Origin of the sequence: Streptomyces sp. 1114.5 (assembly GCF_003635085.1) — a bacterium.
Classification (GTDB): domain Bacteria; phylum Actinomycetota; class Actinomycetes; order Streptomycetales; family Streptomycetaceae; genus Kitasatospora.
The window spans coordinates 2,708,645-2,732,709 of the sequence record NZ_RBXE01000001.1 but is presented as its reverse complement, the minus strand read 5'-3'; the positions used below and the strand labels follow the sequence as shown (position 1 = coordinate 2,732,709).

The window sequence follows — 24,065 nt, the reverse complement described above, 5'->3', positions numbered from 1 at the left end:
GACACCCGCGCCGCCACGAGGGGCCCGGCGCAGATTCCCGGGGACGCTCGGTGACCACCACCCGGGGCGTACGCCCGCGCGGCCTCCACACCGACATCCGTGCGGAAGCCCGAACGCAGGCGGTGGCCCGGAGGCGGGCCTCAGCCCGCCGGTGCGGCGGTGACCACCGGCAAGGGCTCGGCGGGCGCCGGGCGCGGGTCCACCCCGGCGCTGCTGCTGCCGGACTCCGGCCTGCGGGGCGCGCTCGGGGAGCCGCCCACGCCCTGGTAGACCGCCGCGACCGCGACCGCCACCAGGCTCACGCCCATGATCACGGCGAGCACCCAGGCCACCGGCCGGTGCCAGCGCTGCTGGGCCACGTACCGGCCGCGGCCGCCCACCGGGTCGAAGCCGCGCCGCCACCAGCGCCGGCCCTGGCGCCCGGCCGAGCGGCCCGTTCCCGACCAGGGGTCGGGGTAGAGGTGGTCCGCGTCCAGTCCGCTCGGGTACGGGCGCAGCTCCAGCGGCAGCCCGTCCCCGGCCGGGACCTCATGGCCCCAGCCCGCGCCCGCAGCGTCCGACTCGAACCGGGCCTCGGCAGCGGCGAGTTGCCGCTCCTTGGCGGTCGGCTCGTGCACGGCGGCGGACCGGACGAAGGCCTCATCGAAGACCACGGTGGCGAACTCGTCGTCCGCACCACCGTGGTCGGCGCCGTCGGGGTACGGCAAGCCCCCCACATCCTCAGCCACGGATTCAGCGTATTACCGGCCGGGCGATTTGTCTGTGGCTCCCGGCAGTTGGTCCGTCACCCGTGTGACGGCCGGTTCCCGTCCCCCCGGCTCAGCGGGCGTCCGAGCTCCCGCCGACGGTCTGCGTCGCCTCGCCCCGCACGTGCCCGTCACCGGTGACGATGTACTTGGTGCTGGTCAGCTCGGGCAGGCCCATCGGGCCGCGGGCGTGCAGCTTCTGGGTGGAGATGCCGATCTCCGCGCCGAACCCGAACTCACCGCCGTCGGTGAAACGGGTGGAGGCGTTGACGGCGACCGTGGTCGAGTCGACCAACTGGGTGAAGCGGCGGGCGGCGGCCTGCGAGGTGGTGACGATCGCCTCGGTGTGGCCGGAGGACCAGCGGCGGATGTGGTCGACGGCGGCCTCCAGCGAGGGCACCACGGCCGCGGCCAGGTCCAGCGACAGGTACTCGGCGCCCCAGTCCTCGTCGGTCGCGGGCACCACGGTGGCCTGGCCGCCCTCGGCGGCCTTGAGCACCGCCTCGTCGCCGTGCACGGTCACCCCGGCCTCGGCGAGGGCGGCCAGGGCGAGCGGCAGGAAGGCGTCCGCGACGTCCTGGTGGACCAGCAGGGTCTCGGCCGCGTTGCAGACGCTGACCCGCTGCGCCTTGGAGTTCAGCAGGATGCCGACGGCCATCGCCAGGTCGGTGTCGGCATCCACGTAGACGTGGCAGTTGCCGGTGCCGGTCTCGATCACCGGGACGGTCGAGCCCTCGACGACGGTCCGGATGAGCGAGGCGCCGCCGCGCGGGATCAGTACGTCGACGTAGCCGCGGGCGCGCATCAGCTCCTGCACCGAGTCGCGGCTCTCCCCGGGCACCAGCTGGATCGCGTCGGCGGGCAGCCCGGCCGCGGCGACGGCGTCCCGCAGGACGGCGACCAGCGCGGTGTTCGAGCGGTAGGCCGAGGCCGAGCCGCGCAGCAGCACCGCGTTGCCGGACTTGAGGCAGAGCGCGGCGGCGTCCGCGGTGACGTTCGGCCGGGCCTCGTAGATGATGCCGACCACGCCGAGCGGCACCCGGACCTGCCGCACGTCCAGGCCGTTCGGCAGCGTGTAGCCGCGCACCACCTCGCCGACCGGGTCGGGCAGGCCGGCCACGTCGCGCACGTCGGAGGCGATCGCGGCGATCCGCTCGTCGGTGAGCGTCAGCCGGTCGACCACCGACTCGGCCGTGCCGGCCTCCCGGGCCCGGGCCACGTCCTCGGCGTTGGCCGCGACGATCTCGGCGCTGCGGGCGACCAGCGCGTCCGCGATCGCCAGCAGCGCGGCGTCCTTCGCCCTGCGCGGCAGCGGGGCGAGCGCGGCGGCGGCCTCCCGGGCTCGGCGCGCTACGGCGAGGACGGGGCTGTCGGCGGTGGCGAGGTCGCTGGTCATGCCGCCAAGGGTAGCGACTGCGCGCGCCGCCCCGGCCGGTATTTCGCCCGGTGAGACACCCGGCGGGACGCCGCTGGGACGCCGACCGGGACCACCGGGCGAACCGGCCCGCCGACCCCGCCGCGACGGGCCCGGTACGGCTCAGTACGGCTCAGTACGGGTGCACCCCGCCCAGGTGCGGCGGCGGATCGCCGAAGCCCTCGGCCACCCGCTTGTGGTAGGTCGTCCGGTCGACGACCTCAAGACCGACGATCTCCCACGGCGGCAGCTTCGCGGTGACCTTGTGCTCGCCCCACAGCCGCAGCGCCATCGCCGCCGCGTCGTGCAGGTCCCGGGCCTGTTCCCAGTAACGGATCTCGGCGTGATCGGCCGCGTAGCGGGCGGTCAGGAAGAACGAGTGGTCGTGCGCCAGTTGCTCCAGCGAGGCGCGCAGCGAGGACAGTGGGGTCACCTGCCCGGCCACGCTCAGCACCACGTGCCACAGTCGTGCCTGCTCGGGCACGGTGGGCGGTTGTGCCGCGTCCGTGCGCTGCGGCCTGCGCGCTCCCCCGGGCCTCTGGTGTGGCGGACCGGCCGGCTCGGCGGGGCCGTCCCCGCGTCCGCCGTCGATGCTGGTCAGCCGTCGGCCTGCCGTCCCTCCGGTCAGCGCTGCCTCGCGCCTGCGTTCCACCGGCGGCCTCCTGTTCGGCGATGTCCTGTCGTCCCCACCGTCCCCCACCCGTCCCCGTCGGCTCCGGGCCGACGGGTGCGGCTGCGCCCCTCCTCGCCCGTGGCCGGACCGCTCCCGTTCGCAGCGGCCCGCCGTCCACACTGTGCCGATCGGCCGGTGCCGGCCCCCGGGGCCGGTCAGCCGCGCAGAACGACCAGGTCGTCGCGGTGGACGACCTCGCGCTCGTAGGCGGCGCCCAACTCCTGGGCCAGGTCGCGGGTGGACCGGCCGAGCAGGCGGGGCAACTCCCTCGCATCAAAGTTGACCAGTCCGCGGGCGACGATGTGGCCGTTTTCGGCAAGAAGGTCCACCGGATCACCCGCGGCGAACTCCCCGTCGACCTTGGTGACCCCGGCCGGGAGCAGCGAGGCGCCGCCGGAGACGACCGCCTCGACGGCCCCCGCGTCCAGGTGCAGGGCGCCGCGCGGGCTGCTCGCGTGGGCCAGCCAGAGCATCCGGTCGGAGGTGCGGGCGCCGGTGCGCAGGAAGAGGGTGCCGGTGGAGCGGCCGGCGAGGGCGTCGGCGGCCTGGCTGGCGGCGGTGAGCACGACGGGGATGCCCGCGCCGGTGGCGATCCGGGCCGCCTCGACCTTGGTGACCATGCCGCCGGTGCCGACGCCGGCCTTGCCCGCGCTGCCGATCTCGATGCCGTCGAGGTCGTGCGGGCCGCTGACCCGGGCGATCCGGCTGGTGCCGGGGCGGGACGGGTCGCCGTCGTAGAGGCCGTCCACGTCGGAGAGCAGGACCAGCAGGTCGGCCCGGACGAGGTGGGCGACGAGCGCGGCGAGCCGGTCGTTGTCGCCGAACTTGATTTCGGCGGTGGCGACGGTGTCGTTCTCGTTGACGATCGGCATCGCGCCCATGGCCAGCAGCTGGTCCAGGGTGCGGTAGGCGTTGCGGTAGTGGGCACGCCGGCTGGCGTCCTCGGCGGTGAGCAGCACCTGGCCGACCCGGATGCCGTACCGGGCGAAGGAGGCGGTGTAGCGGGCGACGAGCAGTCCCTGGCCGACGCTGGCGGCGGCCTGCTGGCGGGCCAGGTCCTTGGGGCGCTTCTCCAGGCCGAGCGGGGCGAGTCCGGCGGCGATGGCGCCGGAGGAGACGAGCACGACCTCGGGTGCGTCGGGGCGGCTGCGCACTTTGGCGAGCGCGTCCACCAGGGCGTCGACGCGGTCGGCGTCCAGGCCGCCGGCCGCCGTGGTGAGTGAGGAGGAGCCGACCTTGACGACGATCCGTCGTGCGGTCAGCACCTCCTCCCGCAGAAAGTCCTCGCTCATCTGGCTGTACGCCCTTCCGGTGTGGTGCGGGTACGGCGGGCCCGGCCTGCCGTCACCCCCGAAATCTACGCGATTCGCGCAGGTCTCCCGAAGGCCGTTTCACCGGCTGGACCCGGCCTGGTCACGGGCTTGCCACAGACCGGTCGACAATCCGGATGGCTGGTATGGTCCCTGACCGAAAGCCAGATCGGGGGACGGCTTCTTGCCCGCTGGACCCATTTCGTCTTCGACCCTTCCTGTCACGAGAGGGCGGCGCCGCACTGGGCATGCCGGCAACGGTTCGCGGCTGCGCGCCCGGGAGAAAAGCGCATCATGCGTTCGTACACCACCAAGCTGACCGTCGCCGCCCTGGCGGCGGCCACCGCGCTGTCGCTCGCGGCCTGCGGTCCGGACAACTCGGACCCGTCGACCGGTACCGGCGGTGCGACCGGTGCCGCTCCGGCGCCGACCGGCGGGGCCACCACCGGCGGGGCCTCCGGGGGTGCCGCCACCGGCGGTGCGGCCGGCGGTTCGACCGCCGCCCCCTCGGGCGCGGCCACGGGCGGGGCCACCGGTGCGGCCACGGGCGGCGCGGCCACCGGCGGCGCCGGGACGGCCGGGGCCGCGGGCGGCGGGGCCGGCGGCGGCAAGCTGCCGCAGGCCGGCACCGCGGTGAAGTTCGGCCAGCCGGCCACCGTGGACTTCACCGACAAGACCTCGAACATCAACGCCAAGCTGGAGTTCACCGTCACCGGCGTGGCCCCGGGCTCGCTCAAGGACTTCCAGGACGCCAAGGCCAACCCGGCCGGTCTGGACGGCCGCGCGCTCTACTACGTCAGCTGGACGATGAAGAACCTCGGGGACACCAAGCTGACCTTCAGCGCCCCCGATTCCAAGCTCAAGGTCTACGACGCCTCGGGCAACACCGCGAGCTTCGCCAACCCGGTCGGCTCGACCCCGATCGCCAAGTGCACCACCCCGAGCTTCTCGGGCGCCACCAAGGGCGTGGAGTTCAAGGGCTGCGACATCGTGAGCTTCCCGGCCGGCGGTTCGCCGGTGATGATCGGCTACGGCGACTCGACCGACATCACCAAGGTCCAGGCCGCCTGGACGAAGTGACGATCCGTCACCACTGCCACCGGGCAGGCGAACGGCCCCCGTCGACCGGAAGGTCGGCGGGGGCCGTTCGGCGTCAGCGGCTGCGCGCAGGATCAGTCCTCGTCTTCGTCGTCGCCCTCGATGGCGGCCTGGCGGCCGCTGGAGAGCGCCTCGAAGGCGAGGAACTCGGCCTCGGCCGCGTCCCGGCCCCGCTGCTTCTCCCGGCGGCGGTCGACCGCCGGGCGCTGGGTCTCCATGCGGTGGTCCTCACCGCGGCGGCCGAGCATCTCCGCGCCGGCGGCCATGGTCGGCTCCCAGTCGAAGACGACGGCGTTCTCGTCCGGGCCGATGATGACGGTGTCGCCCTCCTGCGCCCCGACCTTCCACAGCTTCTCCTCGACGCCGAGGCGGGCCAGCCGGTCGGCGAGGTAGCCGACGGCCTCGTCGTTGCTGAAGTCGGTCTGGCGGACCCAGCGCTCCGGCTTGACGCCGCGGATGCGGTAGGCGCCGTCCTCCTCGGTGATGGTGAAGCCCGCGTCGTCGACGGCGGCGGGCCGCAGCACGATCCGGGTGGACTCCTCGACCGGCTTGGCGGCGCGCGCCTCGGCGACGATCTTGGCCACCGCGAAGCTCAGCTCGCGCAGGCCCTTGCGGGAGGCGGCGGAGACCTCGAACACCTGGTAGCCGCGCTCCTCCAGGGAGGCGCGGGTCAGGTCGGCGATGTCCTGGCCGTCCGGCACGTCCACCTTGTTGAGCGCGACCAGGCGCGGGCGGTCCTCCAGACCGCCGTACTCGGCGAGCTCGGCCTCGATGGTCTCCAGGTCGCTCAGCGGGTCGCGGCCGGGCTCCAGGGTGGCGCAGTCCAGCACGTGCACCAGCACCGAGCAGCGCTCGACGTGGCGCAGGAACTCCAGGCCCAGGCCGCGTCCCTGGCTGGCGCCCGGGATCAGGCCGGGCACGTCGGCGATGGTGTAGACGGTGTCGCCGGCGGTGACCACGCCGAGGTTGGGGATCAGGGTGGTGAACGGGTAGTCCGCGATCTTCGGCTTGGCGGCGGAGAGCACCGAGATCAGCGAGGACTTGCCGGCGCTCGGGTAGCCCACCAGGGCCACGTCGGCGACGGACTTGAGCTCCATGACGATGTCACGGGCCTCGCCGGGCTCGCCGAGCAGCGCGAAGCCGGGCGCCTTGCGGCGGGCCGAGGCCAGCGCGGCGTTGCCGAGGCCGCCGCGGCCGCCCTGGGCGGCGACGAAGCTGGTGCCGTGGCCGACGAGGTCGGCCAGCACGTTGCCCTTGCGGTCGAGCACCACGGTGCCGTCCGGCACCAGCAGGACGAGGTCCTCGCCGTCGGCGCCGGTGCGGTTGCCGCCCGCGCCCGGCTTGCCGTTGGTGGCCTTGCGCTTGGGCGAGTGGTGGTACTCCAGCAGGGTGGTGACCTGCGAGTCCACGGTGAGGATGACGCTGCCGCCCTCCCCGCCGTTGCCGCCGTCCGGGCCGCCGAGCGGCTTGAACTTCTCGCGGTGCACGGAGGCGCAGCCGTGGCCCCCGTTACCCGCGGCGACGTGAAGTTCGACGCGGTCCACGAAGGTGGTCATGGGTGTGCCTCCAGTGCGCGAGAGTCTGCTTCTACCTGCGTAAAGCGTGAAGGGTGGACCGGAGAATTCCGGCCCACCCTTCACTGTGAGTCGTTATGTGACTCGGGAGTCCGCGGGGACTCAGGCCTCGACGGCCACGATGTTGACGACCTTGCGGCCGCGGCGGTTGCCGAACTGCACGGCACCGGCGGTCAGCGCGAACAGGGTGTCGTCGCCACCGCGACCGACGCCCGCACCCGGGTGGAAGTGGGTGCCGCGCTGGCGGACGAGGATCTCGCCGGCCGAGACGACCTGGCCGCCGAAGCGCTTCACGCCGAGGCGCTGGGCGTTCGAGTCACGGCCGTTACGGGTAGAGCTTGCGCCCTTCTTGTGTGCCATATCTCGCTAACCCCTTACTTGCTGACCGAGTCGATGCTGGTGATGCGCACCGCGGTGTGCTGCTGACGGTGACCCTGACGGCGGCGGTAGCCGGTCTTGTTCTTGTAGCGCAGGATGACGATCTTGTCACCCTTGGTCTGGTCGACCACCTCGGCGTGAGCCTTCACGCCGGCCAGGACCCACGGGTCGGAGGTGACAGCGTCACCGTCGACGACGAGGATGGTCGAGAGCTCGACCGAGTCACCCGGCTTGGCCTCGATACGGTCGATCTCCAGCACGTCGCCCACGGCGACCTTGTGCTGGCGGCCGCCTGCGCGAACGATCGCGTACATGCGGTACCTGCTTTCCTTGCTCGGTCTGAACCCCCGACGCCAGCCACCTGGGTACGGACACAGGAGCCTCTTCCCTCCGTACCGCGCGGACGCGGTGCTTCGGGAAGGTGATGTGCTCGGGAGCATGGCGTAGACACGCCGATGGTCAAGAATACGGACCGGCCGCCCAGGGGGCAAACCGGCCCGTACGGCCCGGGGCGGGAACGACTCCCGCCCCGGGCGTGGGCACTACTCGGCCGCCGTATCACCCTCGGCGGCCGCGGCCTTCTTGGCCGCCGCGCTCGTCCGCTTGGTGGCGGTCTTGCGGGCGGTGGTCTTCTTGGCCGCCGTGGTCGTCTTCTTGGCGGCCGTCTTCTTCGCGGCGGTCTTGCGGGCAGCCCGCTTCTTCGGCGCCGGCGCCTCCTCGGCCGCGGCCTCCTCGGCCGCTGCCTCGGCGGCGGGGGCCTCGGCGGGCTCCTCGGCCGGGGTCTCGGCGACCGCGGCCTCCGCGACGACGGCCGGCTCGCCCGGCGCCTCGACGGCGGCCTCGGCAGCGGTCTCGGCGACGGCCGGGGTCGCGGCCTCCAGGGCCGCCTCCAGCGCCGCCTCGGCCTTCGCCTGCAGCACCACGATCTCGGCGGTGCCCGGCGAACCGGCCGAAGCGGTCGCCTTGCGCACCGCACGGCGACGCGGGCGGCCCGCCGGAGCGGCCGGGGCCTGCTCGGCGACCGGCGCCTCGACGACCACGGCCTCGGCGGCCTCCACGACGGGGGCCTCGGCAGCGGCCTCGACGCCCGGGACCTCCAGGGCCAGCTGGCCCTCGATCTCCTCGCGCACCGGCTCGGCCGACGCCTCGACGGCCTCGACGGCCTCCGCGCCGACCCGCGCCACCGCCTCGGCCGCGGCGGCCTCGACGGTCTGCAGCTCCTCGTGGGCCGCGCCGCCCTTGCCCCGGCGACGGCGCTTGCCGCCCGAGGCGGCCTCGCCCGCCGCGGCGGCCGGGGCGTGGACGTGGACGCTCGGCTGCTCCATGTGGACGATCACACCGCGGCCGTTGCAGTGCACGCAGGCCTCGGAGAAGGACTCCAGCAGGCCCTGGCCGACCCGCTTGCGGGTCATCTGGACCAGGCCCAGCGAGGTGACCTCGGCCACCTGGTGCTTGGTCCGGTCCCGGCCCAGGCACTCCAGCAGGCGGCGCAGCACCAGGTCGCGGTTGGACTCCAGGACCATGTCGATGAAGTCGATCACGATGATGCCGCCGAGGTCGCGCAGCCGCAGCTGGCGCACGATCTCCTCGGCCGCCTCGATGTTGTTGCGGGTGACCGTCTCCTCCAGGTTGCCGCCCTGGCCGACGAACTTCCCGGTGTTGACGTCGATGACGACCATCGCCTCGGTGCGGTCGATCACCAGCGAACCGCCGCTGGGCAGCCAGACCTTGCGGTCCAGCGCCTTCATCAGCTGCTCGTCGATCCGGTAGGTGGCGAACACGTCCACCTCGGAGGTCCACCGCTGGAGCCGCTCGGCGAGGTCCGGGGCCACGTTGGAGACGTACTCGTGGATGGTCTTCCACGCCTCGTCACCGGAGACGATGACCTTGGTGAAGTCCTCGTTGAAGATGTCGCGGACGACCCGGACGGTCATGTCCGGCTCGCCGTACAGCAGCGCCGGGGCGTTGCCGGTCGTGGCCTTCTTCTGGATGTCCTCCCACTGCTGCTGCAGCCGCTGGACGTCGCGGGTCAGCTCCTCCTCGGAGGCGCCCTCGGCGGCGGTGCGCACGATCACGCCCGCGTCGTCCGGGACGATCTTCTTGAGGATCTGCTTCAGGCGGGCGCGCTCGTTCTCGGGCAGCTTGCGCGAGATGCCGGTCATCGAGCCCTCGGGCACGTAGACCAGGTAGCGGCCGGGCAGCGAGATCTGGCTGGTCAGGCGGGCGCCCTTGTGGCCGATCGGGTCCTTGGAGACCTGCACCAGCACGGACTGGCCGGACTTCAGCACCGACTCGATCCGGCGCGGGCCGCCGTGGCCGCCCAGCGCACCGAAGTTGACCTCGCCGGCGTACAGCACCGCGTTGCGGCCCTTGCCGATGTCGACGAAGGCGGCCTCCATCGACGGCAGCACGTTCTGGACCTTGCCCAGGTACACGTTGCCGACGTACGAGGTGGCCTGCTCCTTGTTGACGTAGTGCTCGACCAGCACGCCGTCCTCAAGGACGCCGATCTGGGTGCGCTGACCGTTCTGGCGCACCACCATGACGCGCTCGACCGACTCCCGGCGGGCCAGGAACTCGGCCTCGGTGATGATCGGCACCCGGCGGCGGCCCAGCTCGCGGCCCTCGCGGCGGCGCTGCTTCTTCGCCTCCAGACGGGTCGAGCCCTTGATGGACTGCACCTCGTCCGGGTCGAAGGACGGCTCGGTGGAACGGCGGCGCGGCTCGCGCACCTTCACCACCGTGCGGACGCCGTCCTCGGTGGTCTCGGCGGTCTCGACGGCGCCGGCCTCACCGCTGCGGCGGCGACGGCGGCGACGACGACGGGACGAGGACAGGCCGGCGGCCAGGTCGTCGTCCTCCTCCTCGTCCTCCTCCTCGGCGACGGCCCGGGCCGGCTCCTCGGCGGCGGGCTGCTCGGTCTCGACGGCCTCGGCGGCCTCGAAGTCCTCGGCCTCGCCACGACGGCGGCGGCGACCGCCCCGGCGGCGGCGGCGCGACGGACGGCCGTCCTCCTCCCAGTCGCCCTCGGCCTCCGGACCGGCGGCGGCCCGTGCCTCCACGGCGGGCGCCTCGGCGGCCGGAGCCTCGACGGCGGGGGCCTGGACGACCGGGGCCTTGGCCGCCGGGGCCTCGGCACGCGCCGCGGCGGCCGGCTTGCGACGGCCCGACTCGACCCGGGCACGGACCCGGCGGCGGCGGCCGACGCCGCTGTACTCGTACTCCTCGTCCTCGGCGCCCTCGACGGCGGCCGGGGCCTCGACCGGCGCCGGGGCGGCGGCGGGCTGCTGCGCCGCGGCCGGCCCGGAGGGCGCGGCAGGCGCGGACGGCGCGGACGGCGCGACGTAGGGGGCGGGCTCCTGGAACACCGGGGCCTGGAAGACCGCGGTGGCCGGGCGGACGGCGCGGCGGCGCACCCGGTGGTGCGGCTCGGCCTCGACGGCCGGGGCGGGGGCGGCAGCCGGGGCGGTCTCGGCCACCGGCTCGACGGCCTCCTCCTCGGCCTCCTCCGCGACGACCGGCTCCTCGGCGGCGGGCTCCTCGACCGGCGCCTCGACCACCGGCGCGGCCTCGACCACCCGGCGACGGCGCGGACGGCGGGCCGGAGCGGCCGGAGCCTCCTCGGCCACCGGCTCGGCGGCGGGGGCGGGCGTCTCGACGGCCGGCGCCTCGACGGCGGCGGGGGCCTCGGCTGCGGGCGCACCCGCGGGAGCCTCGGCACGCTTGCGGGTACGACGGGCCCGGACCGGCTTCTCCGCCGTCTCGGCCTTCTCCGCCGTCTCGGCCTTCTCCGTCTTGTCGGCCTTCTCGGCCTTCTCGGCCTTCTCGGCCTTCGCCGCCGGCTGCTCCTCGACCGGCGTCACGGCGGCATCCGCCGCGGTGACCACGATCGCGGAGGCCTCCGGCGCCCCGGCCGGGGCCTCGGCACGCTTGCGGGTCCGGCGGGCCCGGACCGGCTTCTCGGCGGCCTTCTCGGCCACCGGCTCGGCGGCCGCAGCCGCGGCGGTCTCGACCGCCGGTGCCTCGGCCGGCAGGACCGTCTCGGCCGCCTCGGCGGCCGCCCCCTGCGGGGTGCCCGCCGGGCGGGACACCGCGCGGCGACGGCGACGCGGGGGCGCGGCGGACGCGCCCTCGCCGCCGGCCGCGGCGGCTTCGTTCTGTTCCGTGGCCGCAGTCTGCTGCGGATCGGTGTTATCGAGCATGCGGGTGGATCTCCCGTCAGGCCCCCGGGCTCCGCATCCGGGCACGGCACGGCACCGGTGGGCGGCCGGCATCGCGACGATGCTCGGGCCGGACCCTTCCTTGGTACCGCCGCGCGGACGCGAGGCCGCACAGGGGCTCGTAGTCTCGCTCGGCGCCCCGCGCTCGGCGGGGTGTCGAAAGTCTTCTGGTCTGACCAGTCTTCTGAGGTTTTCCCAAGCTGCGCCCTCCCCCAACCCCGGGTGGCTCCCGGACGGGGCCCCGGGCCCACCGGCCTTCCTGGCCGGCAGGCCCCGGGTGGCAGGCCTGTGCTGCGACGACGCTCGCTCCCCTGGGGAGCCGCGGGAACCCTGGAGGACCGTCGGGCCCAGTGAGTCACTGGACCCGGCCTCCGCCCGCTAGGCGGACGCGGTAGCGCGCGGCCCGGCAGCCGTTTCTCAGCCGGCCGGGGCCGCGGCGCGGTCGAGCGCCAGCGGGTCGGTCACCGTGCCGGTCCCCTCGTCGAGCGGCCCCTGCGCCAGCCTGGTCACCTCTGCGGGGACCGGCGGCGCCAGGTCGGCCGTCGCACGGAGACCGGACAATACGTCGTCGGGTCGTACGGCGGGTGTGGCGTGTCGTACTACCAGGCGCAGTATCGCACAGGGACGGGCCGTCCGAACATCGTGGTCGGTTCCCGTCTCCGTGTCCGCACCGGCGTCGACCTGGGCCGGGACGACGTCGAGCGCCGCCACCGCGCCGCGCGCGTCGAAGACCCGCACGCCGTTCTTGGTGAGGCGTTCGACCTCGACCCGCTCCTCGGCGAGGAAACGCGCCGCCGCACGGGCCGCCTCGTCCGGCTCGACACCGTCCAGCCGGACCAGCCACTCGGAGGCCTCCAGGCGCTCCACGAAGTTCGGCGTGCGCACCTCGACGGCGTCGATCACGTCCAGGCCCGTCGGCAGCGACTCGTCCAGCTGCGCCCGCAGTTGCTCGGGGTCGCGCAGGGCGGCCAGGCCGATCTCCAGGTACTCCGCCTCGCTCGCCACCCCGGTCGGGGCCGCGTTGGCGTAGGAGACCTTCGGGTGCGGGGTGAAGCCGGCCGAGTAGGCCATCGGAACGGCGGACCGGCGCAGGGCGCGCTCGAAGGCGCGCTGGAAGTCGCGGTGGCTGGTGAAGCGGAGCCGGCCGCGCTTGGTGTAGCGGAGACGAATCCGCTGCACCGTCGGCGCGGGCGGCGGACCGTCGGGCGTACGGCGTGCCAGGGTCGCTCAGTCCTTAGTCAGTTGTCCCAGTCCGGCACGGCGTCTTCCCGCCACTGTCCGGACTCTGTCACCCCAAAGGGTACGCGCCCCGCCACCCCCCTCGCTCCGCCCCTGGTCAGCCACGCACGGGCGACCCCCGGCCGGAACGTTCCGACCGGGGGTCCGGGATGTGGCGACCGTCACTCGCCGACGGCTACTTGTTGACGACCGTCAGCGGGAGCAGCTTCTTGCCGGTGGGGCCGATCTGGATGGCCGTGTCCATCTGGGGCTATATGGAGGCAGACCTACAACTCATCAGGGGGTCACCGACATGGCGAAGCGCACCCGTACGGCCCGTGCCGCGCAGCAGAAGACGTACACGGTCGAGGCCGAGTGGACCGCCGCGGATCTGGCTCTCCTCGAACAGTTGAAGAGGGCCGAGGCCGCCCTTCCGACGGACGCGCCCCGGGCGCTGCTCTCGGTCCGGTTGTCCGTACTGACAGAGGACACCACCTCCCCCGTGCGCCAGGAGCTCGACCTCCGCCGCGAAGCCCTGAACCGGGGGTGCCGCGTGGTCGGTGTGGCCAGCGATCTGAACGTGTCCGCCACGAAGGTGCCCCCGTGGAAGCGGAAGCAGCTGGGCGACTGGCTGAACAATCGGGCCCCGGAGTTCGACGTCCTGCTGTTCTGGAAGCTCGACCGGTTCATCCGCAGGCTGTCCGATCTGCACACGATGATCGACTGGGCGTTGAAGTACGGGAAGAACCTCGTCTCCAAGCACGACTCGATCGACCTGACCACGGTCGTCGGGAAGATCCTGGTCACGCTGATCGGCGGCATCGCGGAGATCGAGGCCACCAACACGAGCACCCGCGTCGCGAGCCTCTGGGACTACACGAAGACCCAGTCCGCTTGGCTGGTCGGCAAGCCGGCCTTCGGATACACCACCGCCGAGGACGAGAACGGGAACGTCGTCCTTGTCATCGAGGCCGACGCACACAAGGCCCTGCACTGGTGCCGGCGCATGGCCCGTCGAGGCGTCTCCGCTACCCGCATGGTCAAGCTGTTGAAGCGCGCGGGCCTCGCCAGCGACGGCCTCACAGCTACGACCCTTCTGCGTCAGCTCCGCAATCCCGCTTTGATGGGCTACCGGGTGGAAGAGGAGAAGAAGGGCGGCGCTCGCCGATCCAAACTTGTCCTGGACAAGGCCGGGAAGCCCATCAGGGTCGCGGAGGCTGTCTTCGCCGACGAGGAGTTCAACGAGCTCCAAGCGGATCTCGACAAACGCAGCAAGAACCAGCCTCAGCGCAGGCCCGGCGGTGCCACGAAGTTCCTCGGAGTCTTCTTCTGCGTCGACTGCAAGACGAACATGCTGGAGCAGCGGAACCGCGCCAAGGATCGGGTGTACGAGTACCTGCGGTGCCAGGGCTGCAAGGGCGGAGGCCTGGGCGCTCCCAACCCCGACGTGATCAACGCCAAGCTCGTCCTCGACGTGCTGTCGGTCCTCGGCGATGAGCCCGTGCAGGTTCGCGAGTACGCACGGGGTGCGGAGGCACGCGCGCATGTAGCGCAGCTTGAGGAGTCCATCGCCTATTACATGAAGGAACTGGAGCCCGGCGGCCGGTACGCGAAGACCCGGTTCACGCGCGAGCAGGCGGAGGAGACTCTGGACAAGTTGATCACCGAACTCGGGGAGATCGATCCCGAGACCACCCAAGACCGGTGGGTGAACGTGGCCAACGGGAAGACGTTCCGGCAGCAGTGGGAGGACGGCGGCACCGAGGCCATGGCCGCAGACCTCCTGAGGGTGGGCGTCCGCTGTGAAGTCACCCGTACCAAGGTCAAGGGTCAGCGGGCTCCCGCGATCAAGCTGCGGCTCATGATCCCCAAGGACTACCGGGACCGGCTGATCGTCAAGGAAGACCACTTCGCAAGCAAGCTCTGACGCCGACAGCCCCCGTCATCGTGGCGGGGGCTGTGGTGCTCAGTGCTTGGCGGAGTCGTACGGCTCTTCGTAGCCCTCATCATCCACGATGACGATCTCGCTTTCGATGGTCGGAGCTCGGAGCGTCGTCTGTCTCGCTGGAGCCGGTACAGCCGCCCGCGGATCGGACGACGCTCTGAGAGCGACGCGCTGGGCTGTCATCCCCTCCCCCTTGCCCTATCCGCCACGTCCACTTCTTCACGGGCAATCTCCCGGTTGGTGGCGAGGTCTTCGGCGATGCCGGCAGCGATGAGTGCTTCCGCCGTGGTGTGCCCCGTTCCGACGAAGCGCCAGGCCGCTTCAGCCACGGTCTCGCCGTCCCAGCCGGCGTACAGTCCATGGGCGTGTTCGGCGCGGGCAGATCGGAGCTGCCCATATGTAGTGGAGTAGGCGTGGGTTTTGGTGAGGCAGTGGCCCCGGTAGCCGAGCATGTGAGCCCAGGCGCGTAAGCGCAGGGGTTGCAGTTCGGGTAGGCCGCCGAGGCGCCAGGCGGTGGCGATGAGCGCCCGGACGTGCGGGCTGACTCGCAGGGCCCGTATCTCGGCGAGGGATTCGATGCGGCGGTCGACGGCGCCGGCGGCTTCCACGCTCTTGCTCGTGTACTTGGCGACGTAGGCGGCTACGGCGTCGTCGGTGATTCGTCCGCCGGTCCCGTTGGTGAGGGGGTGTGCGTCGAGTTGGGTGCCGAAGCTGAGCCGACCGCCGCTGTAGGCAGCCGAGTCAGGGCACGGCAGTGCCACGGCGGCGGCGGCCGAGTGGACCGTCTCCAGAAGAAGGGTCGGGGTGGCCCAAAGCGGGGGCGGGGACGTGGGTCCGTCGGGGCCGTCGAGGCGGATGACGGCGTGGAAGTGGACGGCGCCGCGCTTCTGGTACTCGGCGACCTTGGTAGCCGAAACCCGGACCAGGGTGCGCACCTGCGACCGGCTGACGCCCGCTCCGGAGGCGACGTGGTGGTACAGGTTGTCACGGAAGGCTTTCCAGAGCGCTGGGGCCATGGCGTTCCAGAGGATGTGGCCGGGGTAGTCGTAGCAGTCGGCGCAGAGCGGCTGTCCGATGAGCGGGTCCGTATCCGGGTGGGTTCGGCCGCAGCCGTGCCGGCCCCCGTGGTCGCAACGTCGGCGCCGGGCCTGGTGGCATTCGCCCGCGCGGTGGACGCGCCCGAAGGAGGGGGCGGTCAGGGTGACGAACAGCCGCGGATGCGTCCGGACCGTTTCGGGGACGCCCTTGCCGCCGATGAGGCCGGAGCGGACCAGGTGGAAGGTGTCGCCGCTGTGCTCGCGTGAGCAGGGTGCGCAGCGGGTGGCTCGGCGGTTGCGGCAGCGGACGGCGAGTCGGCCGCCGGGTTCGGTGGCGGTCGAGTAGTGGCGCAGGACTTCGCCGGTGTCGGCGTCGAGGGTGGTGGTGTGCCCGGTGAGGTAGATCGGTTCGGCGCAGCCGCCGGTGGCGCGGATTTGGTCGAGCCAGCGGTTCAGGTCCGGCATCTCGCCGAGGCGGACCAAGTCGCGCTCGATGGACGGCAGTTGGCGCAGCCGCGCCTCCCGATCGAGGAGGGCGCGGCGTGCGGTGGGGTCGGTGTAGGGGTTGGTGCCGGTGGTCATGGTGGGTGTCTCCAGGGCCAGGGGTTGCCGGGCCCCGGCCGGGCCAGGCATGTGCTGGCGCGGCCGGGGGTGGCGTTGGGGTGGGTGGAGCCGGTCCGGCGGGTGGGGGTGGGGCCGCCGGTGGGGGCTGGGTGGGTTGGCACGGTGATCACGTCTTTCAGGTGGTGGTGTGGGTGAGGCCTTGGACGATCCAGGTGACGGCGTAGACGATCGGGTCGGTCCAGCCGATGCGGTCGAGGTAGATGGCGAGTACGCCGACCAGCAGGACCTGCCAGAAGCGCAGTTCGCCGGAGCGGACCAGCAGGAAGGTGGCGAGGGCCAGGAAGGCGATCAGGGTGAGGGCGGCACCGTTGCTCATCAGAGGTAGACCCCTTCGGTCGGCTCATCGACGTGGAGGCCGGGCCAGGCGGGAGCGAGGTGGGCGTACTTTGTGGCGGTTCGGCGGGCCTGGTCGGGGGTGACGTGGATCGAGCGGGCCCGGGTCCACTGACCGTCGGTGTCGGCGGTGATGGCGACGCCCTGTTCGGCGAGGGTGATGCGCTGGGCGGCTTCGAGTGCGTCCTTGTTGAGGTCGCCGAGTGCCATCTCTGCCGTGCCGGGGTCGCTCACCCGGTGGCAGATGCGGCCGGCCAACTGGGCGCGGAGGGCGGTGACGCCGGGGCCGAGGTCGGAGCCGACACGCTGTCCGGCGATGACCAGGTGGAGGCCGAGGGCCGCGCCGAGTTGGGCGAGTCGCAGGAGGTTGGTGGAGATCTCCGCGACCTCCGCCTTGTCCTCCCGTGTGGCCATCAGGTACAGCTCCGCGACTTCGTCAACGATGACGACGATGGGCACCTTGCGGAGCTTGGCCGGGAGGTCCCAGATCGAGCGGGCCCCGACCGTGCGGCACAGTTCCATCCGCGCCTCGATCTCGGCGACCAGTTCGGCCAGGAGTCGCGCCGCTTCCGTCCGAGTGGAGGCCAGGGCGGACAGGCGGTCTTCGAAGAGCGACAGTTCCATGCCGCCCTTGAGGTCGATGCCGAACAGAGCGACGCGTTGCGGAGCGAGTTCCTTCACCAGGGCGGCGATGAGGGTGGACTTGCCGGAGCGGGTTGCGCCGACGACCAGCCAGTGCGGCGCTCTCCGGAAGTCGATGGCCCAGGCCCGGCCGTCTTCCAGCAGGCCGACCACCGCGCGCAGGGCGCGCTGCTTCAGCTGGTAGGGCACGACGGGCGTCCGGAGCGGATCCCAGGCGAGCGCGGACAGGGTGACGAAGCCCCGATCGTCGGACGCAAGCCGGACGGCGTGGACCCGCCATGCATGGGTGAGCGCTTCGACGGCCGAGTGGAAGTGGTCGGGTACCTGCCCGGGGTGCAGCCTCACCGTCACGTCCAGGCCGCCGCGCCTCAGCTTCGGCACACCGATGCGGGGCGGGGCCGGCCGTAGCGGATCACCGCGCACCACCATGTCTCCGAGCAGCGCACGCCCGGGACGTTTGGCCACCGCGAGGCCGAGGTTCGTGGTCAGCCGCCGCCACGTCACCCGGACCCGGACGACCGTGACCGGGTAGCCGAGCAGGCACCACCACACGTACGGGTAGTTGCGCCGCAGGCCCGGTGCCGTGCTGAGCAGGATCAGCACCGCGGCCAGGAGTGCCAGCCAGAGGAGCTGGAGAACGATCACGGCCGACCCCCGTTCTCCATCGCGGTGTTGTGTGCTTCGGTCTCCAGGTCACGGGCCTGTCCGGCCGCCTTGGTGGCGACCTTGGCGATGTGGTCGAAGAGCGGGGCGCCGCTGTCGTCGTGGGCGAACGGGTCGACCTCTTCGGCCAGGTCGCCGAGTTCGCGCAGCAGGCCGCGCAGCTTCACGCGCGTCGCGCCGCTCATCAGGCGTCGCCGCCCTTGCGCGAGCCGGCCGGGGCCGGGGCCGGGGCGGGGGTGATGGCGTCGGCGCGGAAGGACAGGCCGTGCCGGTCCCCCATCGCCCACGAGAAGGCGGTCAGGCCGGTGACGTGCACCCGTACGCCTTCGACCACGCCGGCCGGCTCTCCCGGGACGCTGATCTCGATGATCGATGCCCGCCGGCCGTCCTGGCGGACCGCGACGCCGACCGTGTACATGGTCTGGCCGTCGCGGTTCTTCCTGATCTCGCCGGTCTCGCGGTTCGCGATCCGCGCTTCGGGGGCGACGATGCAGGTCATCGTGCCCAGGCGGGTCATGTCGACGGGGATGGACTGCATGAGTGCACGCTCCAGGGTCACCAAAGGCCGCATGACGTCAGATGTCAAACGTACTTACCTTTGCTCGCTCGATGATGCCCCTCCTTGACGCCCCGACGCAAGCGATTCATGCTTACGTTTAACGCCTAGCGACTGACGACAGACATAGAGATGCCGCCCGAGCAGGGCAAACGACCACACCCGAACCCTCGAAAACGACACGACATACGCGAAGCGGGCCTCCCCGGCGCCCGCACCAAGGGGTCAACACCATGGCGATCATCCGGAACGAGGCACTGCACAAGCAGGTGGCAGCGGCGATGCGGCAGGCGATCGCCGGCGGCGAATGGCCACCCGGCACGCAGCTGCCCACGGAGACCGACCTCGCCCAGAAGTACGGCGTTTCCCGCCCCACCGTCCGTCTCGCCGTCGCCGCTCTGCGCAGCGAAGGCCAGTTGGACGTCAAGCAGGGGCGCGGAACCTTCGTCCGCACCACGGTCCACGGCCCCGCCAGCGCCATGGAGCGCACGGTCAGCCTCCGAAGTGGCGTCTTCGAAACACCCACCGACGCCTGGTTCGGGACCGGCGAAGAGCCGAGCGTCTACCGCACGCGCACGGACGCGATCACGGCTCCACTGCTGGAAATGCAGCAGGACGAACTCATGCTCGGCTGCGACCGCCTGCTCACCGAACCTTCCGGCGACAGCCGCGCCCTGCACCGCCTGATGCTGCCGATGGAACGCATCGAGGGCACGCCGCTCGCCCAGCAGCCAGGCGTGACACCGGCCGAGGCCTACACGACGCTGACCACCGCCGGCCACGAACTCGCCTGGCGCGAACGGGTCAGCGCCCGCGTTCCCCAGCCCGACGAGCGCGAGGCCCTACGCCTCTCCGAGGCCGCCGTCCTACTGGTCGCCCACCGCATCACCTACGACCAGGCCACAGGCCTGCCCCTGCTGCTCGAAGAACTCCGGCTCGGCGCCGAAACCACCGGCCTGACCTACGACATCGAGGCCACCAAGCCCAGGCGCGCCGCCCGGACAGCCAAGACCGCCCGCTGAGCACCAGCCGTACCGATCAGCCCCCACGCCCTGACAACGGGTTGGGGGCTGTCGCAACTCTTCTTCACTTACTCAAGCGGCGGCGCATCCGCGCCGCCGGGCGGCCCCAGCCGCCCCGGCCGGGCATGCGGCCTTGCGGCCGTTCCGGGCCGGGCGCCTGGCCCGCCCACGAATGCTTCACCACTCGGCAGACAGAAGGCTCTCAGTCCCGCTCGCTGCCGCGCGGTGGCTGGTGGCCGGCGGCGGGAAGCTTTACGCACCTTGCCGGGCCGGGGCCCGCGTCGGGCAAGGACGGGGGGCCACTCGGCCATACTGCGGTCAGGCCCAAAAGCCCTGACCGAGTCGCAGCAGCTTACGGCCCCCCGACCATGCCCGACCCCAACCCCGCAAGGACACCGCCCAAAGCTTCCCCCCGCCGCCCGTAGTCACGCACCCGCCCGCCGCGCATGAGCCGCCAGACACAACAGCTCCTCAAGGCTCAACCACCCCTCGGCGACACCCTCCAGCCGCACCACCGGCCCGCCCTGGGCATCGGTGTCAGCGATTGCCCGCAACGTCGCACGCTCCACCCCGCACAGGCCAAGCAACCCGTTCAGCTCGTCCGCTGTCCGCCGCGCGGCTCTCCACCCGGCCGCGTAGTCCACGCCCGGCAACCACACCCACGAGTCCGGGTCGAGGCTCGCCGCCAACTCCGCACCGAAGTCGTCGTCCCCGTCCAACAGCGCTTCAACTCCCTTGATCTGCAACCGAAACAGCTCATCCGTGCACGGACATGCCGAGGAGCCCGATACCATCGGCACCGGGTTCCGACCCACCGGACCACCCCATCCCCGCCAAGGTCTCGGGGTGGTCCGGCACGTCTTCAGTTGTCCCTGATCAAGCCAGGCCTTATCGCGTTGCCCCGCCGTCTTCGGCGTCGCACCCGAAGATCCGCCGGAACAACACCTCCTCACTCAGGCCGAGTAGCGGATCATCGACTCCGCTCCTCTCTCGCCGGACCCGCCACATCAGGTCCGCCCGGAAGCCGTCGAGAAATCCCGGCTCGGCGCACCATTGCGCCACCTCTCGGTGCGCGGCACGACGCCCCGGCGAGACCGCCCGGACCATCCGCGAGAACTGGCCGTCCAGGAGCCACCAGGTCATGACCCGCTCCCTCCAAGCCCGCGCCCGGCGGATCACCGGGGCGCCCCGGAATCGGCCGGATACAGGAGGACCACGGTCGGGGTCAGGTCGAGGAAGGCCAGAGCCCGCACCTCCCCGTGCGTCGCGAGCCGATGCCCGATCGACTGCACTTCCGAGGGGCCGAACAGCTCGGCGAAGTAGCCTTGCTGGTCCGCGCTGAGCGGCAGCGCCCCGAGCGTCCTCAGGAGTGCGTCCATCGCGTCCGCCAACCTGCTGAACCGGGCAGGCCCCGTCACTCCTCGAACTTCCGCGACGACCGGGAACGGGTACGACGAGGCCGCATCCGACACAGCACCGCCGGCCGCCAGGACCAGTTCCGTCCCCGGCGTACCACGGTCTCCAAGCGGCATCACTTCCCCGACACCTCCCCCGTACGACGCGGGTGCCACACGTGGACGCCAACCGCCCGACCGTTCACCACGATGGTTCGGGTCACCGCCTTCAGCAGCCCCGCGCCGCAGTAGTGGCACCGCGCTGCCGCCAACCCGCCCGGCCTTCCCCGCTTCATCACGCACCACCTTCCGGGCCGACCAGGGCCCAAACGATCTTTCCGATGCCTTCCGGCCGGACCGCACAGCCCCACTCGACGGACAGGTCCTCCACCAGGCAGAGTCCCCGCCCGGAGCTGTCGTCCGGGGCGGCTGACCGCCGGATGGCCGGCTTCTCGCTGCTCGCGTCGTGCACCTCGATCCGGAGGTGCCCGCACACGCTCTCGAAGCGCACGGCGATCCGCCGGCCCTTGGGCACCCGGGCGTGCAGCACCGCGTTGGTCACCAGCTCGGAGACCACGAGCTCACTGCTGTCCATGAGGTCGACGCCGCCCGGAACGCCGCGCAGGAAGTCCTGCAACAGCCACCGCGCCTCACCGACCGACCGCCGGTGACGCGGCAGCCAGAAGAACGCCGACGGCGCGGGCGGAGATACCGACGCCCCAGCCGATGTACCTGCCCTGTTCACCACATCCGCCCCAACCCTCGCCCAACTCGCTCGGTCCACGAAGCAGCCGTACGGACCTTCCGCTTCAGACAACACCGCCGGGCCAGGTCGGAGTAATGTCGTAGGGGGTGTTGAACCGTTGTGAATGGGCGTCAGAACACCGACAGGGGAACGATCTTGAAGACACCGAACGCTCAACTCGCCGACTGGTTGGGACGAACCGGATGGTCACTCGGCGAACTCGCCCGCCGGGTCCGCTCGAAGGCAGCCGAGTGCGGCCACAACCACGTCTCATCGGACCCGTCCAGCGTCAAGCGATGGCTTGACGGCCAGACTCCCCGCTGGCCGGTCCCGGACATCCTGTCCGACGTGTTCTCGTCCCACTTCGGCTACCGGGTCACCGCGTACGACCTCGGGCTTGAGACTTCGTCCGTCGCGGACCGAGCCCTTGTCTACAACCAGTCCTACCCCGCTACGGTGGAGGCTGTTGCAGACCTTGGGAGGGCCGACGTGGATCGACGGAAGTTCCTGACCGGATCGACATTCGCTGTCGCGGCAGCTGTCGGGCCGTCTCGCGACTGGCTGCTCCAGACACTCGACCAGGCACCGAAGCCCGGCCGGCGGGTCCAACTGGAAGACGTGACCGCCGTGAAGAACATGTTCGGCGCGTTCCAGCAGATGGACATCTTCCAGGGCGGCGGATCAGGTCGCCTGGCCCTCGCCGCCTACATGAACGAGCACGTGTTCCCGCTGCTGCGGCAGACCCACACCGAAGAGATCCGCCGTGCACTGTCCGAAGCCGCCGCGGAGCAGACCTACCTGCTCGGGTGGATGGCGTACGACAACGGCGAACACGGACCGGCACAGCGGTACCTGATCCAGTCTCTCCGCCTTGCCGAGGAGTCCGGGAACCCGGCACTCGGCGCCCACGTGCTCGCCGGCATGGCCGATCAGGCCACGCTGCTCGGGCACCCGGACGAGGGCCGACGTCTCGCCCAGGCCGGGCGCGCGGGGCTCTCCAGGACGCCGGAGTCGGACGCGTGCCTGGCAGATCTCTGGGCACTCGAAGGCCGGGCACTTGCCAAGCTCGGCGAGAAGCGTGCGGCAGCTCAGGCCGTCGTCGCCTCGGAGAAGGCCTACGAGAACGTCCAGCTCGACAACGAGGCCGAGTGGGCCCGGTTCATCGACCCGGCCTACCTCAACGGCGAGCACGCCCACACCTTCCAGGATCTCGGCGATGCCACCGAGTCCGAGCGTTACGCCCGCCTCTCCATCGAGCACGCCACGGCCCAGAAGCGGGCCCGTCGCGGCGCGATGTCACAAGCGGCCCTCGCCGTCTCGCACCTCCAGCGCCGAGACCTCGAAGCCGCCCACGCGGCCGGCCTGCGGACGCTCAGGCTGACCAGCCAGGTCAAGTCGTCCCGCGCCGTCGAGGCCGTGCAGAACCTCAAGCAGCAGATGGTGCCTTTCGGCCGCCACGCTCTCGTCGCCGACTTCAACGACCGAGCACGCGAACTACTGGCAGCCTGAGCGAGCGCCCCCAGTCGAGTTGAGCCCTCTCCCGCAAGGGGAAGGGCTCGACTGTCGTTGCGCTCGATGACGGGTGTTGCAGGATCGCGTGCCGATCATCAATTCCGCTCTCCTTCCGGCACGCTAGGTACGGCAGATTTCAGAAGCGCCTCCTCCCTCTTTGAAATCATGTGAGTAACCAGCTCCTCCGAGTAGCCGAAAACGATAGCGAAGGACAGGACCTGGATAGAGTTCTGAGCTTTAATACTAGCTGCACTGAGCAGCATGACCCCCACAATTGCCGTAACCCCTCCCGCCATTGCCTTGAGAAATGCCTGGGCTGCATGGATGGCATATGGATCAATCGCTCGACGCGCGCTTGCTATCGCCCGCACCGCGGCAAGGGCTCCACCGATAACCCCGAAAATCGCAACGATAACCACGTCACCTCGACGCGATTCACCCCCGCCGCTTGTGGGACATACAGATGGGCACACAATCTGTACGTGCGGCCAGACATAAACCTGAACAAGCGAGAGAGCCACGAGTATTGCGAAGAGTGCCACCGCCGCCCAGACCAGCATCCGATGGAAGGATATAAGGCGTGCACGATTGAGACTGTTGACATAGTATGCCCAGCTCAAAGCGGAGGATAGACGCTCACGCTCATAATCGGTCACACGGCCGCCATGCGGGGAGCATTCCTTGATTCGGCCCCCCAGGCACTCATCGACCCACGCCCGCCGAAGATCCTCTCTGGGCAGATAGTCATCAATTGAGCGCTGCATCCTGGGCAGCTCAGCTTGCAGTTGAATTTCAGTCAAGACTGGGAGAACTGACATTTCGGCAGCATGGACAAGGGTTTGCACGGACTCCCGTTGCCTGGCAATGCTCCATGGCGGCCAGTTCCGTGTTTTTTCCACTGCCGAGCGGACGGCGGCCACGCTATCTGCAACATACGCGTATTGGAGTTCCTGAAGCACCC

The 24,065-nt window shown here is 71.5% G+C and carries 23 protein-coding genes; 4 read left to right on the top strand and 19 right to left on the bottom strand.

What is annotated here, in order from left to right; genetic code table 11:
* Positions 1 to 140 precede the first annotated feature (140 nt).
* From BX285_RS12005 to proB, 4 genes are all read right to left on the bottom strand, one after another.
* A complete protein-coding gene (locus BX285_RS12005) occupies positions 141 to 728 on the bottom strand; it encodes a hypothetical protein (RefSeq protein WP_121175106.1) in 588 nt (195 codons plus the stop codon).
* Positions 729 to 819: 91 nt separating this feature from the next.
* The gene (locus tag BX285_RS12000; RefSeq protein WP_097237942.1) at positions 820 to 2,142 is read right to left on the bottom strand and encodes a glutamate-5-semialdehyde dehydrogenase; all 1,323 of its coding nucleotides are present in this window, start codon (positions 2,140 to 2,142) and stop codon (positions 820 to 822) included.
* Positions 2,143 to 2,293: 151 nt separating this feature from the next.
* On the bottom strand, positions 2,294 to 2,812 hold the full coding sequence (locus BX285_RS11995) for a hypothetical protein (protein WP_097237941.1): 519 nt from the start codon (positions 2,810 to 2,812) through the stop codon (positions 2,294 to 2,296).
* Between the two features lie 176 nt (positions 2,813 to 2,988).
* Positions 2,989 to 4,125 carry a glutamate 5-kinase gene (proB, locus tag BX285_RS11990; RefSeq protein ID WP_097237940.1) on the bottom strand — a complete coding sequence of 379 codons (1,137 nt, stop codon included), beginning with the start codon at positions 4,123 to 4,125 and terminating at the stop codon, positions 2,989 to 2,991.
* 312 nt (positions 4,126 to 4,437) lie between these two features.
* Between proB and BX285_RS37255 the strand changes: the two genes are divergently transcribed.
* Positions 4,438 to 5,223, top strand: a complete 786-nt coding sequence (locus tag BX285_RS37255; protein WP_183107057.1) for a hypothetical protein — start codon at positions 4,438 to 4,440, stop codon at positions 5,221 to 5,223.
* 92 nt (positions 5,224 to 5,315) lie between these two features.
* On the opposite strand, the gene obgE is transcribed toward BX285_RS37255, so the two are convergent.
* The 5 genes from obgE to BX285_RS11955 all read right to left on the bottom strand — a co-directional run bounded on the left by obgE (position 5,316) and on the right by BX285_RS11955 (position 12,592).
* Complete coding sequence (gene obgE, locus BX285_RS11975; protein WP_097237938.1) at positions 5,316 to 6,797, bottom strand: GTPase ObgE; 1,482 nt, start codon at positions 6,795 to 6,797, stop codon at positions 5,316 to 5,318.
* Between the two features lie 120 nt (positions 6,798 to 6,917).
* Positions 6,918 to 7,175, bottom strand: coding sequence for a 50S ribosomal protein L27 (rpmA, locus tag BX285_RS11970; RefSeq protein ID WP_030058248.1), 258 nt, complete (start codon positions 7,173 to 7,175; stop codon positions 6,918 to 6,920).
* A 14-nt stretch (positions 7,176 to 7,189) separates the two neighbouring features.
* Positions 7,190 to 7,507, bottom strand: coding sequence for a 50S ribosomal protein L21 (gene rplU, locus BX285_RS11965; RefSeq protein ID WP_045696828.1), 318 nt, complete (start codon positions 7,505 to 7,507; stop codon positions 7,190 to 7,192).
* A 228-nt stretch (positions 7,508 to 7,735) separates the two neighbouring features.
* Positions 7,736 to 11,395, bottom strand: a complete 3,660-nt coding sequence (locus BX285_RS11960) for an Rne/Rng family ribonuclease (protein WP_121175104.1) — start codon at positions 11,393 to 11,395, stop codon at positions 7,736 to 7,738.
* A 435-nt stretch (positions 11,396 to 11,830) separates the two neighbouring features.
* Positions 11,831 to 12,592: a TIGR03936 family radical SAM-associated protein gene (locus BX285_RS11955; RefSeq protein ID WP_097237936.1), complete on the bottom strand. Its 762-nt coding sequence runs from the start codon at positions 12,590 to 12,592 to the stop codon at positions 11,831 to 11,833.
* Positions 12,593 to 12,944: 352 nt separating this feature from the next.
* Here BX285_RS11955 and BX285_RS11950 point away from each other — a divergent pair, with 352 nt between their 5' ends.
* The gene (locus BX285_RS11950) at positions 12,945 to 14,558 is read left to right on the top strand and encodes a recombinase family protein (RefSeq protein WP_121175103.1); all 1,614 of its coding nucleotides are present in this window, start codon (positions 12,945 to 12,947) and stop codon (positions 14,556 to 14,558) included.
* Between the two features lie 197 nt (positions 14,559 to 14,755).
* Here BX285_RS11950 and BX285_RS11945 read toward each other — a convergent pair whose 3' ends face one another.
* From BX285_RS11945 to BX285_RS11925, 5 genes are all read right to left on the bottom strand, one after another.
* Positions 14,756 to 16,195: a replication initiator gene (locus BX285_RS11945; protein ID WP_310794200.1), complete on the bottom strand. Its 1,440-nt coding sequence runs from the start codon at positions 16,193 to 16,195 to the stop codon at positions 14,756 to 14,758.
* A 157-nt stretch (positions 16,196 to 16,352) separates the two neighbouring features.
* Positions 16,353 to 16,553, bottom strand: a complete 201-nt coding sequence (locus tag BX285_RS11940) for a hypothetical protein (RefSeq protein ID WP_121175102.1) — start codon at positions 16,551 to 16,553, stop codon at positions 16,353 to 16,355.
* Positions 16,553 to 17,854 carry an FtsK/SpoIIIE domain-containing protein gene (locus BX285_RS11935; RefSeq protein WP_121177455.1) on the bottom strand — a complete coding sequence of 434 codons (1,302 nt, stop codon included), beginning with the start codon at positions 17,852 to 17,854 and terminating at the stop codon, positions 16,553 to 16,555. The genes BX285_RS11940 and BX285_RS11935 overlap by 1 nt, the downstream gene beginning before the upstream one ends.
* Positions 17,854 to 18,060: a hypothetical protein gene (locus BX285_RS11930; protein ID WP_147465146.1), complete on the bottom strand. Its 207-nt coding sequence runs from the start codon at positions 18,058 to 18,060 to the stop codon at positions 17,854 to 17,856. The genes BX285_RS11935 and BX285_RS11930 overlap by 1 nt, the downstream gene beginning before the upstream one ends.
* Positions 18,060 to 18,413: a hypothetical protein gene (locus BX285_RS11925; RefSeq protein WP_121175100.1), complete on the bottom strand. Its 354-nt coding sequence runs from the start codon at positions 18,411 to 18,413 to the stop codon at positions 18,060 to 18,062. Before BX285_RS11925 ends, BX285_RS11930 begins: the two co-directional genes overlap by 1 nt.
* Before the next feature lie 251 nt (positions 18,414 to 18,664).
* Here BX285_RS11925 and BX285_RS11920 point away from each other — a divergent pair, with 251 nt between their 5' ends.
* Positions 18,665 to 19,453: a GntR family transcriptional regulator gene (locus tag BX285_RS11920; RefSeq protein WP_121175099.1), complete on the top strand. Its 789-nt coding sequence runs from the start codon at positions 18,665 to 18,667 to the stop codon at positions 19,451 to 19,453.
* Positions 19,454 to 19,878: 425 nt separating this feature from the next.
* On the opposite strand, the gene BX285_RS11915 is transcribed toward BX285_RS11920, so the two are convergent.
* The 4 genes from BX285_RS11915 to BX285_RS11900 all read right to left on the bottom strand — a co-directional run bounded on the left by BX285_RS11915 (position 19,879) and on the right by BX285_RS11900 (position 21,592).
* Positions 19,879 to 20,199, bottom strand: a complete 321-nt coding sequence (locus tag BX285_RS11915; protein WP_183107056.1) for a hypothetical protein — start codon at positions 20,197 to 20,199, stop codon at positions 19,879 to 19,881.
* Between the two features lie 142 nt (positions 20,200 to 20,341).
* Entirely contained in the window at positions 20,342 to 20,596 is a 255-nt protein-coding gene (locus BX285_RS11910; protein WP_121175098.1) for a hypothetical protein, read from the bottom strand.
* A 32-nt stretch (positions 20,597 to 20,628) separates the two neighbouring features.
* Positions 20,629 to 20,832 carry a hypothetical protein gene (locus tag BX285_RS11905; RefSeq protein ID WP_147465145.1) on the bottom strand — a complete coding sequence of 68 codons (204 nt, stop codon included), beginning with the start codon at positions 20,830 to 20,832 and terminating at the stop codon, positions 20,629 to 20,631.
* Positions 20,833 to 21,142: 310 nt separating this feature from the next.
* On the bottom strand, positions 21,143 to 21,592 hold the full coding sequence (locus tag BX285_RS11900; protein ID WP_398900938.1) for an ATP-binding protein: 450 nt from the start codon (positions 21,590 to 21,592) through the stop codon (positions 21,143 to 21,145).
* Between the two features lie 156 nt (positions 21,593 to 21,748).
* Here BX285_RS11900 and BX285_RS11895 point away from each other — a divergent pair, with 156 nt between their 5' ends.
* Complete coding sequence (locus BX285_RS11895) at positions 21,749 to 23,101, top strand: transcriptional regulator (RefSeq protein ID WP_121175096.1); 1,353 nt, start codon at positions 21,749 to 21,751, stop codon at positions 23,099 to 23,101.
* A 98-nt stretch (positions 23,102 to 23,199) separates the two neighbouring features.
* On the opposite strand, the gene BX285_RS36810 is transcribed toward BX285_RS11895, so the two are convergent.
* Positions 23,200 to 23,664: a hypothetical protein gene (locus tag BX285_RS36810; RefSeq protein WP_147465144.1), complete on the bottom strand. Its 465-nt coding sequence runs from the start codon at positions 23,662 to 23,664 to the stop codon at positions 23,200 to 23,202.
* Positions 23,665 to 24,065: the final 401 nt, after the last annotated feature.